General features: G+C 70.6%; 13 protein-coding genes and 1 pseudogene. 5 read left to right on the forward strand and 9 right to left on the reverse strand.

The window, feature by feature from the left end:
- Positions 1–48: 48 nt before the first annotated feature.
- Positions 49–726, forward strand: a complete 678-nt coding sequence (locus ACTRO_RS30285; RefSeq protein WP_051451623.1) for a rhomboid family intramembrane serine protease — start codon at positions 49–51, stop codon at positions 724–726.
- Positions 727–784: 58 nt separating this feature from the next.
- Here the strand turns inward: ACTRO_RS30285 and ACTRO_RS30290 are convergent, their stop codons facing one another.
- On the reverse strand, positions 785–1513 hold the full coding sequence (locus ACTRO_RS30290) for a hypothetical protein (RefSeq protein WP_034268539.1): 729 nt from the start codon (positions 1511–1513) through the stop codon (positions 785–787).
- Between ACTRO_RS30290 and ACTRO_RS51535 the strand changes: the two are divergent.
- Positions 1407–1622: pseudogene (locus ACTRO_RS51535) on the forward strand (hypothetical protein); the annotation flags it as partial. The gene ACTRO_RS30290 and the pseudogene ACTRO_RS51535 sit on opposite strands and share 107 nt — an antisense overlap.
- Before the next feature lie 56 nt (positions 1623–1678).
- Here the strand turns inward: ACTRO_RS51535 and ACTRO_RS47625 are convergent.
- The 7 genes from ACTRO_RS47625 to ACTRO_RS30320 form a co-directional block, all read right to left on the reverse strand.
- Positions 1679–1837: a hypothetical protein gene (locus ACTRO_RS47625; protein ID WP_157436544.1), complete on the reverse strand. Its 159-nt coding sequence runs from the start codon at positions 1835–1837 to the stop codon at positions 1679–1681.
- Between the two features lie 280 nt (positions 1838–2117).
- A complete protein-coding gene (locus ACTRO_RS30300; protein WP_157436545.1) occupies positions 2118–3569 on the reverse strand; it encodes a threonine/serine exporter family protein in 1452 nt (483 codons plus the stop codon).
- Between the two features lie 105 nt (positions 3570–3674).
- A complete protein-coding gene (locus ACTRO_RS30305; protein ID WP_034268544.1) occupies positions 3675–4844 on the reverse strand; it encodes a YncE family protein in 1170 nt (389 codons plus the stop codon).
- A gap of 57 nt (positions 4845–4901) precedes the next feature.
- Complete coding sequence (locus tag ACTRO_RS44160) at positions 4902–5828, reverse strand: polysaccharide deacetylase family protein (RefSeq protein ID WP_245594534.1); 927 nt, start codon at positions 5826–5828, stop codon at positions 4902–4904.
- 234 nt (positions 5829–6062) lie between these two features.
- Positions 6063–6680: a Maf family protein gene (locus ACTRO_RS30315; protein ID WP_034268547.1), complete on the reverse strand. Its 618-nt coding sequence runs from the start codon at positions 6678–6680 to the stop codon at positions 6063–6065.
- Between the two features lie 219 nt (positions 6681–6899).
- Positions 6900–7211 carry an acyl-CoA carboxylase epsilon subunit gene (locus tag ACTRO_RS51140; protein ID WP_425394865.1) on the reverse strand — a complete coding sequence of 104 codons (312 nt, stop codon included), beginning with the start codon at positions 7209–7211 and terminating at the stop codon, positions 6900–6902.
- Positions 7212–7471: 260 nt separating this feature from the next.
- Positions 7472–9040, reverse strand: a complete 1569-nt coding sequence (locus ACTRO_RS30320) for an acyl-CoA carboxylase subunit beta (protein WP_034268550.1) — start codon at positions 9038–9040, stop codon at positions 7472–7474.
- Positions 9041–9136: 96 nt separating this feature from the next.
- Between ACTRO_RS30320 and ACTRO_RS30325 the strand changes: the two genes are divergently transcribed.
- Positions 9137–9985 carry a biotin--[acetyl-CoA-carboxylase] ligase gene (locus tag ACTRO_RS30325; RefSeq protein ID WP_034268553.1) on the forward strand — a complete coding sequence of 283 codons (849 nt, stop codon included), beginning with the start codon at positions 9137–9139 and terminating at the stop codon, positions 9983–9985.
- Positions 9986–10109: 124 nt separating this feature from the next.
- Positions 10110–10628, forward strand: coding sequence for a PH domain-containing protein (locus ACTRO_RS30330; RefSeq protein ID WP_051451626.1), 519 nt, complete (start codon positions 10110–10112; stop codon positions 10626–10628).
- Between the two features lie 929 nt (positions 10629–11557).
- On the opposite strand, the gene ACTRO_RS51540 is transcribed toward ACTRO_RS30330, so the two are convergent.
- Positions 11558–12673: a pentapeptide repeat-containing protein gene (locus tag ACTRO_RS51540; protein ID WP_425394892.1), complete on the reverse strand. Its 1116-nt coding sequence runs from the start codon at positions 12671–12673 to the stop codon at positions 11558–11560.
- A 598-nt stretch (positions 12674–13271) separates the two neighbouring features.
- On the opposite strand from ACTRO_RS51540, the gene ACTRO_RS48335 reads away from it, so the two are divergent.
- The gene (locus ACTRO_RS48335) at positions 13272–13763 is read left to right on the forward strand and encodes a hypothetical protein (RefSeq protein WP_034268555.1); all 492 of its coding nucleotides are present in this window, start codon (positions 13272–13274) and stop codon (positions 13761–13763) included.
- Positions 13764–13867 lie beyond the last annotated feature (104 nt).

Below are 13867 nucleotides of genomic sequence, written 5' to 3' on the forward strand. Positions count from 1 at the left end.
GCGTACGGCGTGGCGCGCGGGCGGGGCCGGGGCGAGGAGGAGCGGGCGATGTCGTCGAACACGATGGTGCTGCGCGGAAGGTCAGCGTTCTACAGCGTGCGCACCGCGCTCGCGGTGACGCTGGCCACGCTGGCGGCGATCTGGGCGGTGCAGGGGTTCAACGCGGCCGACGGCTATCGGCTGGACGGATCCTTCGGCCTGGTCGCACGTCAGCTGGGCAGCCTGCCGCACATCATCGCGGTGCCGTTCCTGCACGCCTCGATGGAGCACATCGAGAGCAACACGGTCCCGTTGGCGGTCACCACCTTCCTGGTCGCGCTGGACGGGCTACGCCGGTGGGCGAACGTCACCGCCCTGATCGTGCTGCTCGGCGGCATCGGCTACTGGCTGCTCGGCCCCTCCGGCGTGGCCGTCGTCGGTGCCAGCGGGCTGATCTTCGGCTATCTCGGCTACCTGGTGGCCCGCGGGTTCTTCGCGCACTCGGTCTGGCAGGCCGTCTGGCAGATCGTGCTCGGCGTGCTCGTCGCGCTCTACTACCAGTGGACGCTCGTCCTGCTCTACCCCTCCGCCGAGGTCACCGCGATGCACATCTCGTGGCAGGGCCACCTGACCGGACTGCTCGGCGGCATCGGCGCGGCGATCCTGCTCGGGCGCAGGCCGGTTCAGCAGGATCCCGGCCTGCCCACCCCGCCGGCGGCCCCGTCGTTCCCCGCGCCGTACCTCTGAGAGCACGCCCGCAGGATCACGCTTCGGAATCAGCTCGCGTCTCGAATCCATAACCCCGTCAACCGACCGCGTCGCTCACGCGTCTGTCTTCATAGAGCCCGCTTCCATGCAAAAACGCTGATCTCCACGAGCGCCGACCCGGTGCCGGACCCGTGCAGCCCCCGATCCCACCGTCCCCGACCCGGAAGTCCATGCCTCCCGTGCCGCGTTCCGACCGCATCGCGCGCCCCGTACGGCGTCGCCTGCTCGCCCCGATAGCCTCGCTCACGGCCGCCGCCGGCATCGCCACCGTGCTGATCACGCTGGTCGGCCCGGCCACGCCGGCCGCCGCCGCAACGCCCGGACGCACCCACGGCGTGCCGACCCAGCCGATCGTGGGCACCACCGTCGTCGCCGGCAGCAGCACAGGGCCCTCGACGTCGAGCCCGGTGGTGCACACGTCCGCGCCGGTCGTGTCCAACACCAGCCACTCCTCCGGCGTCTCGACCCACCGCGCCGGGGGCGCCCCGCAGGTCAGATACTCCTCGACCTTCACGCCGCAGACGCTCACCTCCCGGGCGCCGGTCACGAGTGCCGGCCCGTGCGTCGCGGACACCACCGCCCCCACGAGCGGCGCGGATCTGAACCTGCCGCAGGTGCCCGGCGACTCGACCGACCGCGGATACGGCGGCTGGCTGCGGGTGGCCTCGGTCGGCCCGGGCGCGATGCTGCCCCCGCCGGACGCCTCGAACCTCTCCACGCTCACCCTCACCCGCACCGTGGACGCCCAGTCGGCGAACCTGGCCATGGCCGCGAGCTCCGGCGACCGCTTCGCCTGCGCCCGGCTCGACGTCGCCGCGGGCCAGGGCTACCAGCGGATCGACTTCGCGCTGACCAACGCGGGCTTCATCTCCGAGTACCAGAGCGGCAAGACCGAGTACCTGACGGTCACTTACTCGCAGATCAGCTGGAACTACCTGCCGACCGGCGGCAAGAGCGCGCGGACCGGCTCCGGCGCGGTGAGTACGAAGGCGGACCCGTCGCACGCCTCGGTGGGCCAGGACGCCAAGTTCGTCGGCGCCGGCGTGCTCGGGCTGGCGTTGCTGTGCGCGCTCGGCATGATGGTGCTCACCCTGGTGAGCCGCCACCGCAGGAAGGTGCGTTACCGCCACGTGCGCGAGCGGTCCCGGGTGGTCCCCTCGCCCGTGCCGACCGTGATGGGTCCCGGCGTCCTGCCGCGGCAGGCCGTCCCGGCGGCGCAGTTCGCGCAGGCCCGGGTGGCGGAGCCGGTCCTCGTGCTCGCCTCGGCGCAGACGGCCACGGCGCCCAAGCCGGTCGAATCGCCCGTGCCCGAGCAGCTGCGCGCGGTCAAGGTGACACAGTTCTCGCACACCCGCCCGGAACCCGAGGTCTCAGCGCCGGAACCAGACTCGGCTGCCGACGGGCCGGGCCCGGACGGCGAAGTCGGCCCCGGCCCGGCGGATCTGGCCGAGCCGGGCGGGCAGGATGAGCCGGGCGAGCTCTCCGCCGAGGTTGACCCCGACGGCGAGGCCGAGCCCGACCGAGGCGGCGGAGAAGAGCTGGCTGAAGCCGAGGCCGGTCTGGCCGCGGACGATGAACAGGACGCCGAGGTAGGTGGCGGAGCCGGGCAGCAGGGCGACGAGCCCGGGGATGGTGAAGGGCAGTCCGGAGGTGACCCCGCGGCGGGCGATGAGCTGCCCGCCGAGCCCGAGCAGGACGCTGGTGACGGTGACGGCGACGGCCTGGGTGAGCCCGGCCTGGCGCAGGCCGGCGTCGCAGATCCAGGCGAAGGCGGCGCTGACGACGGCGTAGCCGAGGACCTCCCGGCGGACCTGCAGGATGACGGCGAAGGTGAGCCCGAGCAGAGCGGCGGCGAGGGTCTGCAGGAAGGGCCGGGAGGGGATGACGAGGGTGTCGGCCGGGTTGAGGACGATGCCGAAGGCGATCCCGGCCCGCAACACGAGGCTGATCCCGCAGATGATGCCGATGACGATGAAAAGGACCTCGAGCAGCCGGGCGGCGGCGGTGATGTAGAAGCCGGTGAGGGCGTCCTGGACGGCGGCGACGAGGGCGCGGCCGGGGAGCAGGGCGAAGAGCCCGCCGGTGATGACGGCCGAGGACAGGACGTCGGCGTGGACCAGGTCTAGCGCGATCGCGGCGGCCGCGGCGGGCATCGCGGCCGCCACGTACTGGTAGAACTCGGGCAGTCCGCGGGTGGCCAGCCACCAGGAGAGCTGATTGCCCACCAGGGCGGCCGCGCAGGCGCTGAGGAAGACCGTCCAGTGCCCGCCGACCAGCACCGAGGCCGCGCCCGCGAGCAGCGACGTGCTCGCGGCGAGCATCCAGTCCGGGTACGGGTGCCGGTTGCGCCGGATCCGCAGCAGCCGCCCGTACGCCTCCTCCACCGACACCTCGTTCGCGCTGACGTCCCGGATCAGGTCGTGCACCGCGGCGAGCCGGGTGTAGTCCGAGCCGCGCCGGCGCACGCTGCGCGAGGCGGTCCAGGCCGGATCGGCCAGCGTGGCCTGGTGCGAGATGGTCAGCAGGGTGAAGGTGACGCTCACGTCGCAGCGTTCGAGCCCGAACCCGTGCGCCACCGCGAGCATCCCGGCCTCGACGTCCTCGGCCGCCTCGCCGGAGGCCAGCAGCAGCTCGCCGAGCCGCAGCGCGAGATCGAGCACCCGGCGCACGTTCGGCGTCTGCGGATGGGTGCCGGTGGACTCCAGGTCCCCCGCGCCCGGCGCCGTCTCGAGCCGCGGTTCGCCCGGCCGCTCGGACGGGTTGGTCCGCAGCAGGGCCCGCATCTGGTCCTGCCAAGCGCTCTCCGGCCCCTGCCCTGTCACACGGATCAGGTTAACCGGCCCGGACGCCCCTCGGCTCCCTTCCTCCCCGCCCGCCTCATCCCTTGCGGCGGCACCGGCCGTCCCGCCGGCGCCGCCGCGGGCACGTCAGCGGAACACGCCGGTGTGGCCCAGCGAGTAGCGTCCCGGCTGCGGGTAGACGCACAGCCCGTGCGGCCCGCTGCCCACCGGGATGCGCGCCAGCAGCCGTCCGTCGTCGGTGGAGAGCGCGTACACCTCGGAGTTGTAGCGCCCGGAGAGCCACAGCACCTTGCCGTCGGCCGAGACCCCGCCCATGTCCGGGCTGGCCTCGCCGGGGATCCTCCACTTCTGCTTCACGACGCGGGTGGCGAAGTCGAACACGCTGATCGTGCCCTCGCCCCGGTTGGTGACGTACATGTTCTGCGAGTCGCGGCTGACGTAGAGCCCGTGCGCGCCCAGCCCGGTCTCGATGAACCCGGTGAGCTTGAAGTCGTCGCCGTTGAGTGTCCACATGCCGTTCGCGGCCATGTCCGCGATGTACCAGACCGAGCCGTCCGGCGAGATCTTCACGTCCTGCGGCATCGATCCGCTCTTGAGGTTGATCACGCCCAGCAGCGTGTGCTTGAGCGTGTCCACCTTGAGCAGCGTGCCGGAGAACTCGCAGGAGGCGATGAAGTAGCTGCCGTCCGGCGAGAAGTCCGCGTGGTTGACCCCCGCGCAGGGCACGTCCAGCGCCTGCTGCACCGCCATCGTGTGCGGGTCGCGGAAGACGATCTGCTTGTCCTGCTCGGCCATGACCACCGCGGACTTGCCGTCCGGGGTGAAGTAGAGGTTGTACGGGTCGTGCACGGACACCGGCGTGCCGAACTGCCCGGTGGCCGGGTCGATCGGGGTGAGCGTGTTGCCCTTGTCGTTGTTGACCCACAGGGTCTTGAGATCCCAGCCCGGCACCACGTGCTGCGGCTGCTCGCCGACCGGCACCGTGCGGATCACCTTGTAGGTCTTCGGGTCGATCACCGTCACGGTGTCGGACTCGCTGTTGGGCACGTAGATCAGCGAGGGGAAGTCGCGCACGACCGGCGAGAGCTCGTTCGGCCGGTCGTAGGCGTAGAGGTCCTTCGGGTCGTACTCGGGCATGCCGGCGATGGCGGCGGCCCGCATCTGCACCCCCGGAGCCGCGGCCGACCTGCCGACGGCCGCGGACGGGCCGGACCCGAGCGTGTTGAGGGCGTAGATCACGGCCACGGTCGCTACGGCGCCCGCACCGAGGAAGAGACGACGTGAGGTGGTCTTCACCGGATACCTCTGTGAGTTCTGAGAAGGTCGAACGGGGGAGTCGGGTGCCCGGAGAGGCTAGGAGGGCACGATGGTGGGTGAGGGCGAGATCGGGAAGAGTTCGGAGGCGGTCACCGCGCGCAGTCCCCGCTGGCGCAGGCCGTCCAGGATCAGCGGCAGGGCGGTGACCGTGCCCGGATGCCCGAGGTGCATCGACACCACGTCCCCGCCCTGGATGCGGGAGAGCACGTTGTGCACGACGGCGTTGCTGCCGGGATCGCGGTAGTCCAGCGGATCGAGGTCGTAGGAGAGCAGGGTGGTGTACCCCGCCCGCTGCGCCGCCGCCCGTACCTCGGGCGTGGCGTGCTGCCCCTGCGACTGCCGGAACCAGCGCCCGCGCGAGCCGGTGAGCTTCTCCAGCCGCTTCGCGCAGAGCTCGATCTCGCTGTAGGCGACCGCCTCCGGCAGATGGTCGATGTTGAGATGGTTCTCGGTGTGATTGCCGAGCTCGTGCCCGCCGTGCAGGACGCGCTCGGCCATCTGCGGATAGCGGGCGAGCCAATGCCCGACCGCGAGCACGGTCAACCTGGCCCCCGCCCGCTCCGCCTCCGTCAGCAGGGCGTTGGCGAGCTCGGGCGACCCGTCGCCGTGAAAGGTGAGCGCGACCACGTCACTCACCCGGGTCGCTTGCGAGACCTCGGGCGTGGCGCCGTCGGCGCGCAGGTCGGGCGAATCGGAACCGGAATCCGGTTCGGTGGTGGAGGCCGACCCCGAGGTTGCGGGGTGCGGCTGCGGATGCGGTGCGCCGGGTGTGCGCCCGGCCGCGGCCGGACCGACACGCCCCGAACCGCCGCGCCCCGAACCGCCCGCAGTCTCAGCCGGAGCGGCGCTGTCGCTGCACCCGTCGAGCCCGAGCAGCGGAAGCGGCAGGGTGGGCAGCGTGAGCGAGCGCAGCACCCTGCGCCGCGACCAGGCGGCGGTGGGGGGTTTGCGGGACGCAGTCACATGGCGACTTTATGTGATTGACAGTCAGATCGAGACCTGCGCCACCCACCGGAGTGGTCTGATCATACGTACGGCGTAGCCGATAGTCCGTCAGATACCCGTCACCGAGGGCCTATGGCCGACTTCCCGCCGCTGCTGCTCTTCCGAGGTGCCGGTCGCGCCGCTTCGCGAAGTGCTCCCGCGCCTCCCGCGCCTCTGCACTTCTGACCTCCCGCACCTCCGTGGCTCCGTGACTCAGACGTGATGCGTCCGCCAGAGCTCTGCCACCGAGACCCCGACCTCGTTGAGCAGCCGACGAAGCAGCGGCAGCGAGATGCCGACGACGTTGGACGGATCGCCCACGATGGACTCGACGAACCAGCCGCCGAGCCCGTCCAGCGTGAACGCCCCCGCGACGTGCAGCGGCTCCTCGCTGGCAAGGTAGGCCTCGAGCTCCTCGTCCGAGATCTCGGCGAAGCGGACCATGGTGGGATTGACGTCGATGGCCACCCGCCAGACGTCCGGATCAGCCCCCGCCCGCGTGTCCACCACGCAGTGCCCGGTGACCAGCACCCCGTCCTTCCCCCGCATCCGCCGCCACCGCTGCCGCGCGTCGTCCAGGTCAGCGGGCTTACCGAGCGCATCCCCCTCGAAGTCCAGCACCGAGTCGCACCCGACGACCACCGCCCCCGCCCCCGCCTGCGCCGCCACCGTCTGCGCCTTGGCGATGGCCAGCTGCAGAGCGAGCTCCGCCGGCGAGTCGGCGCGGAACGCATCCTCGTCGACGCCGCTGACGATCTGCTCCGGCGCCAGCCCCGCCGCGCGCAGCACAGCGAGCCGAGCCGGGGACTGGGAAGCGAGGATGAAACGCATGCGGCTCCTTCGCGGGGCGAGGCAGGGGGACCCTGCTTCGAGTTTGGTTCGTCGCGTGCTTCACGCCGGGCTTCGCAGGATACAGCGTCGAGGTCGGGCGTCGCCCCGGCCGCCGGATGACGCCGACGCCGTCGGCTGGCGCATCGTCGGCTTCCGCGACCACCGAAGGGCGATCCATCGGCCGATCTATAAGGCTTATATAGACGCGTTACAGGTGTGTCAGTTCGGAAGCGCGGACGCCCGCCAGCCGGTGCGAGTGCCGAAGCCTGACCGGCTCGACCGCACGTACCGCGAGCGATCCGTCCAGGCAGACACCGAGCGCGGCGCATCCGCCTCAGCAGCCCCCGCCCCCGAAGCCGCGCCCGCACGAGCCGCCAGCACCACGACCAGAGCCGCAAGCTCCTCGGCAGTCGGCTGCCCGGCCACCACCCGCAACGTCCCAGCTGAGCTCGCCTCAGCCGCTTCCGTCGTCGCTGCTTCTGTCAGCGCCGCTTCCGTCGTCGTCACAGTCGGCGTCGTCTCCGTCACCACTACTGCTCCCGTCGCATCCTCGCACTCGCGCGCGCATCGCTGCCGTTGCTCCCGAAGTCCCTACCGCAGCCGAAGCCGCAGTCGCAGTCGCGGGCGCAGTTGCCTCCGCCGCTGCCCGCCGTCGTGCGCCCGCGCCCACCGTCGCGCGCCTCACCAGCGTGCTTCCGCTCGCTTCACCGGCGTACTCCAGTTCGCTTCGCTAGCGTGCTTCCGCTCGCTTCGCTAGCGCCCTCCCACTCGCCTCATCCGCTCTCTCCCCATCACAGCGGGATGTTTCCGTGCTTCTTCGGCGGCAGCGTCGCGCGCTTGGTGCGCAGCGTCCGCAGCGCGCGGACCACGAAGGCGCGAGTGTGAGCCGGCTCGATGACCGAGTCCACGTAGCCCCGCTCGGCCGCGATGTACGGGTTGAACAGCGCGTCCTCGTACTCCGTGATCAGCTGGGCCCGAGTGGCCTCGACGTCCTCGGACTCCAGGATCTCCTTGCGGCGCAGGATGTTGACCGCGCCCTGCGCACCCATCACCGCGATCTGCGCCGTCGGCCAGGCCACGTTGATGTCGGCGCCCAGGTGCTTCGAGCCCATCACGTCGTACGCGCCGCCGAAGGCCTTGCGCGTGATCACGGTCACCAGCGGGACCGTGGCCTCGGCGTACGCGTAGAGCAGCTTCGCGCCGCGGCGGATGATGCCGTTCCACTCCTGGTCCGTGCCGGGCAGGAAGCCGGGCACGTCGACGAAGGTGAGCACCGGGACGTTGAACGCGTCGCAGGTGCGGATGAAGCGCGCGGCCTTCTCCGAGGCGTCGATGTCGAGGGTGCCGGCGAACTGCATCGGCTGGTTCGCCACCACGCCCACGCTGCGGCCCTCGACCCGGCCGAAGCCCACGAGGATGTTCGGCGCGAACAGCGGCTGCACCTCGAGGAAGTCGCCCTCGTCGAGCACGTGCTCGATCACCGTGTGCATGTCGTACGGCTGGTTGGCCGAGTCCGGGATCAGAGTATTGAGCTCGACGTCCGGCTCGAGGTCGTCGTCCGCCTCGTAGACTGGCGCGTCCTCGAGGTTGTTCTGCGGCAGGTAGGACAGCAGCGCCCGGACGTACTCGATCGCGTCTTTCTCGTCCGCGGCCTGGTAGTGCGCGTTGCCGGACTTGGTGTTGTGCGTGTGCGCGCCGCCGAGCTCCTCGAAGCCCACGTCCTCGCCGGTGACGGTCTTGATCACGTCGGGGCCGGTGATGAACATGTGCGAGGTCTGGTCGACCATGACCACGAAGTCGGTCAGCGCGGGGGAGTAGACCGCGCCGCCGGCCGCCGGGCCCATGATCAGCGAGATCTGCGGGATCACGCCGGACGCGTGCACGTTTCGCTTGAAGATGTCGGCGAAGGCGCCGAGCGCGACCACACCTTCCTGGATCCGCGCGCCGCCGCCGTCGTTGATGCCGACCAGCGGGCAGCCGATCTTCATCGCGAGGTCCATGACCTTGCAGATCTTCTCGCCGTTGACCTCGCCCAGCGAGCCGCCGTAGATGGTGAAGTCCTGGGAGAACACGCACACCGGCCGGCCGTCGACGGTGCCGTAGCCGGTGATCACGCCGTCCGTGTAGGGGCGGTTGTTCTCGATCCCGAAGTTGGTGCTGCGGTGCCTGGTCAGTTCGTCCAGTTCCTGGAAGGAGCCCTCGTCCAGCAGCAGTTCGATCCGCTCACGCGCGGTCAGCTTCCCCTTGGCATGCTGCTTCTCCACCGCCCGAGCGGACCCGGCATGCACCGCCTCGTCGAGCCGGGCCTGCAGCGCGGCGAGCTTGCCCGCGGTCGTGTGGATGTCGATGTGCTCAGTCATGGCTGGTTGAGACTCCCGGGGTTGCCCTCGAGGGTTCCCTCGAGAAACGAACAGCGCCTTCGCCGTCAATCTATCCTGCCGTCGTAGGCTCGACGCATGGTCTCTGCCTACAACGATCTCGACCGACCACCGTTGGACGAACGAAGCCTGCAGCGCGCGCTCATGGCGCCGGGCGGGTTCGTCTCGGCCCTGCGGGTGCTGCCGAGCGTCGAGTCGACGAACACCGCGCTCGCCGCCGCGGCCGAGGACGGCGCCCCGCACGCGAGCGTGGTGGTGGCCGAGGAACAGACGGCCGGCCGCGGACGGCTCGGCCGAACGTGGAGCGCCCCGCCGCGCTCGGGTCTGTTCGTCTCGATCCTGCTGCGCCCCGAGGTGCCGTTGGGCGCCTGGACCTGGCTGCCGCTGCTGGCCGGCGTGGCCGCCCACGAGGCCGTGGGCCGCACCGCCGGACTCGAGGTCGCGCTCAAATGGCCCAACGACATCGTGGTCGCGCAGGGCGAGGCGGAAGACCGGAAGCTCGGCGGGATCCTGTGCGAGACCGTCTCCGGGCAGAACGCGATAGTGGTCGGGATCGGCCTGAACGTGACCCTGCGCGAGAACGAGCTGCCGGTGCCGCAAGCCGGCTCCCTCGCGCTCGCCGGCGCCGAGTCGACCGACCGTGACCCGCTGTTGCGCGCGCTGCTTCGGTCCTTCGGCACCTGGTACGGCCGCTGGGCGGAGGCCGGAGGCGACGCTCGAGCCGCCGGCCTCGCCGAGGCCTACCGCGAATCCTGCGCCACGCTCGGCCGCCGCGTCCGCGCCGAACTCCCCGGCCAGCGCGACGTCATCGGCGTCGCGACCGGCCTGGATCCGGCCGGCGCGCTCCTAGTGACCACGGCTGACCAGGAGGAAGTGGCCATCGGCGCCGGAGACGTGGTCCACCTGCGGCCGGAGGACGCTAACTGATCATCAGATCATAAGGCTGGCCATGGATATTTAATGCTCGGCCATGCCAGGATGGGGCGCACACGTATCACCATAGCCATGGTCACCTGGGTCGAACCGACTCGAGGGGGAGAGGAATCACAAGATGAGTTACCCGACTCGACTTCTGAGTGAGGGCGAGCGTATCGACCTCGAGCTGCGCCCGCATTGGAAGGCGCTGGTGCTGCCGATCATCACGCTCGTGATCACGTGCGGCGCGGCGGGCTTCCTGCTGACGATCCTGCCGAGCCCGAGTAAGACCTCAGGCGAAGCGAGCTGGATAGCCGTCGGCGTGGTGGCGCTCGGTGTGATCATCTACTTCGTCGTGCGTCCCTGGCTGCACTGGCTGTTCAGCAACTACGTGGTGACCAACCGCCGCCTGATCATCCGCCTCGGCTTCGTCCACCGTGTCGGCCGCGACCTGCCGCTGGAGAAGATCAACGACGTCTCCTTCCGTCACGACTCCCTCCTCGACCGGATGCTCGGCTGCGGCACCCTGGTCGTCGAGTCGGCGGGCGAGCACGGCCAGGTCCTCCTCAACGACATCCCGCGCGTCGAGGAGACCCAGCGCGAGATCAGCACGCTGATATCGGGCGACCCGGCCGCGGACGCCCGGCACAGCTGACCGAAGCCCGCGGCTGGAGCCGAGGTCTGGAGCCCCGAGGCCCCGAGGACTGGGCACGCCCCCCAGGACGAGAGGGCCATCGCCCCCAGCGCGACGGGTTCCAGCCCAGAGCCGGCCGGCGAAGTGGCATCCGCCACTGCGGCATCCGGCGCGGAGGCATCCAGCACTGTGGCGGCTGGCACTGTGGCACGAAGGCATAGCGGCATAAGACATAAGGTGTGGCCGACGACGTTCGGCGGCCTCGCCACCTGGCCTCAGCGGTCATGGACCAAGAAGCGGCAGCGCAGGGGGCGCTGTCCACGGTCTGTGGCCGCTGTGGCTTTCTGTTAGTCCGATGAGCTGTGCCTCGCAGTCGCGCAGTCGCGCAGTCGCGCAGTCCCGCAGTCCCGCAGTCCCGCAGTCCCGCAGTCTCGCAACCCTGCAGCCCCGAAGCGTCGCAGCCTCGTGGCGCCGTGGCGCCGTGGTCTCTCCGACCTCCGCCGCGTCGGCTGCTCGACCGCTCGTCCGCTCAACTGGTCGACCGCTTGACCACTCGACCGCCCGCAGCCGCGACGAGCGTTGGTCTCGCGCTGGGACCCTCGGGCACCGTTGCCGGTCCACCGTCGTTGCCGTCTCACCCGCTTGTCTCCGGCCCGCCTGCCGTCCTCCCTCCCGGCCCGAACGTCCTCCAGCTCGCGCCGTCCTCCCGTTCACCCGCGCCGTCGGTCCAGCCGGGTCGTCTCCCGGCCTGCACTTCTTCTCGCAAAGACGTGCGATCTTCCCGCGCGTGCTCTCCGGCTGTTTGGCTGGCCGCGCTGTCTGTCCAGCCGAGCGACCCCGACCTGGAACTATTCGACCTCTGATGTCCTCCGCACATGCGTTGCCGCCGCGCGACCGCAGGGCCGGTGACGATCAAGGCGGACGGTGCCGTATCGTAGGTGTAACAGAGCTCACACTCCGAGTGACGTGAGCGGTCCATCGCGGACGCGCAGAATTGAGGACGTGTTGCCGCACCCGGGCGTCGCGAGAAAGCCGGGATGAGCGGTGGGGTGCGCGGCAGGGCGATCTGCCCGGCGGCGCGCGGGATGTGAAAGACCTAGCGTGCTCGGTGGTGGCCGAGCGCGGAAGGCAGGGGCGGGCGGGTGAACCGGTCGGGCCGCGGCGATACCGAGGGGCGGGGCAGTGCTCTGGGCGACCAGGGCGTGCCGAGGCCCGAGCGCGCCGTGCCTTCGTGGTCTGCCGGAGACCCCAGACGGCGTGACGCAGGATCGCGCGATGCCGATCTGTGGAAGCCCAGCCCACGGGAACAAGAACCGCGAGAGTCGGGACCGCGAGAGTCGGGACCGCGAGAGTCGGGACCGCGAGAGTCGGGACCGCGAGAGTCGGGACCGCGAGAGTCGGGACCGCGAGAGTCGGGACCGCGAGAGTCGGGACCGCGAGAGTCGGGACCGCGAGAGTCGGGACCGCGAGAGTCGGGACCGCGAGAGTCGGGACCGCGAGAGTCGGGACCGCGAGAGTCGGGACCGCGAGAGTCGGGACCGCGAGGCGGGGCCTCGCCGGCCCCTCGAATACGACAGGTGTTGCCGCGTCAGCACGGTCATGACGTCGGCAATCAACGAGCTGCGGACCCACGCGAGATGGACCACTTCGAGGTCGGTCGGCGCGAGATGGAACGCCGCCTTACTGCCACCGAGCCGGCCGTCACAGATCAGCGGGACGCTGGTCGCGACGCGAGCGCGCGTGACGCAGCCCGTCGGGAACCCGTATATGGATCCGCGGGGGCAGGGCAGCTGGATGCGAGCGTGTTCGACACCGTCCGCTTCGACGTCCGCATACCCGACGCGAAGGATCAGGGAATCAGTCGTCGAGGTCTGGGACTGTACGAGCCAGACTCCCGCAACTCGGGACAGCGTCAACCAGGCCCTGGCGATCCCAGCGGATCTCAGTCGGCACATGGCGACCAGGTCGAGAGCGAGCGTCCGCCGGTCTGGGCCGACCCAGGTCCGCGCGAGCCGAACAGCGGCGATCCACATCAGCAGCGTGCCAGCGACGGCCGTCTTGAGCATCACCACCCAACCGAGTCCGATCTTGGACGGCTTCTGTCGGCGGGAATCGAATCCGGCTGGCGTGAGCCCGGTTATGGGATTCAAGGTAGAGAGTTTGCCAATGGTGACGCGGGCCAGCGTCAGGCTGGCTATGGTGATACTGGGCAGTATGCAGTCAGCCGACGTGATTCCGGACAGCGCGGACTTGAGGCGCGGGATGCAGAGTTGCGCGATACAGGCCAGAACGATCCACGCGAGGGCGACGCCGATCAGTACAGACCCATGCCGGCGGGCGGGCAAGACGCGGCAGCACCGAATGGTGCGTCGGCCCTGCCAGGCGCGCCGGCCACGCCACCGCCTTTCGGATCCACCTCGCACGCGCACCAAGTCTTCGCCCCCCACCCGCCGCTGAACTTCGACGATGCGTCGCTGCGGCCTCCGTTCGCCCTGCAGCCGCCGTTGCCCCCTTACAATCCTCAGCTGTCCGCGTACAGCCAGCCGTTGCCTCCTCCCTTTCCGGAGGCGCAGACCGCCGATGGTGCGGATGGACTGCAGAGGCCGGCCGCCCCAGCGTTTTGGCCGCAGCCGCAGCCGTACCTGCAGCCGCCGGATCCGCGGCGTGGAGCTGAGCCTCCAGGTGCGCAGTACCGTCCGCCGGATCAAGGCGCTATGCCCCTGCCTCGCCCGGAGTTCCCCGTCTACGAACCCGGATCTGGCTACGCCGGAGGCCTTCCTGGCGCGAACTACCCAGGACGCGAACCCGGGCCAGGTGTCGCGGGCCCCGAACCTCGCCCTGTGGAAGCGGGAAGCGAGCGTGGGCCCGGCTTCGCGGCCGACCCTCCTCGCCCCGCGTACCCGGGAGTCGAGCCCGCGCCTGGCTTTGCGGGCGGCCTCGAACCTCGCCCCGTGGATGCAGGAGGCGAGCCCTGGCCTGGCTTTGCCGGCCGCGAATTTCGCCCTGACTACCCGGGACGCGAGCTCCAACCCGGTTTTGCGGGCCACGACCCGCGGCCCGAGTACCGGGGACCCGACCCCGGGCCCGGGCCCGGCTACCCGGCACACCATCTTCGCCCCGACTACCCGCCGCACGAACCTGTGCCTGGCTTCGTAGGTCCCGATCCTCGGACCGAGTTTCCAGGACGCGAATCCGCGCCTGGTCACGCCGCGCACCATCCCCGCTTTGACTACCCGGGTCCCGGGCCCCAGCAGCCCTTG

Source organism: Actinospica robiniae DSM 44927 (assembly GCF_000504285.1).
Classification (GTDB): Bacteria; Actinomycetota; Actinomycetes; order Streptomycetales; family Catenulisporaceae; genus Actinospica; species Actinospica robiniae.

Bases quoted from the DNA above. Each gene is read 5' to 3' on its own strand.
- ACTRO_RS30285 (WP_051451623.1), top strand. From the start codon at position 49: ATGTCGTCGAACACGATGGTGCTGCGCGGAAGGTCAGCGTTCTACAGC.
- ACTRO_RS51540 (WP_425394892.1), bottom strand. From the start codon at position 12,673: ATGCTCAAGACGGCCGTCGCTGGCACGCTGCTGATGTGGATCGCCGCT.
- ACTRO_RS30315 (WP_034268547.1), bottom strand. From the start codon at position 6,680: ATGCGTTTCATCCTCGCTTCCCAGTCCCCGGCTCGGCTCGCTGTGCTG.
- ACTRO_RS30330 (WP_051451626.1), top strand. From the start codon at position 10,110: ATGAGTTACCCGACTCGACTTCTGAGTGAGGGCGAGCGTATCGACCTC.
- ACTRO_RS30290 (WP_034268539.1), bottom strand. From the start codon at position 1,513: ATGGCCAGGTTCGCCGACTGGGCGTCCACGGTGCGGGTGAGGGTGAGC.
- ACTRO_RS30325 (WP_034268553.1), top strand. From the start codon at position 9,137: ATGGTCTCTGCCTACAACGATCTCGACCGACCACCGTTGGACGAACGA.
- ACTRO_RS30320 (WP_034268550.1), bottom strand. From the start codon at position 9,040: ATGACTGAGCACATCGACATCCACACGACCGCGGGCAAGCTCGCCGCG.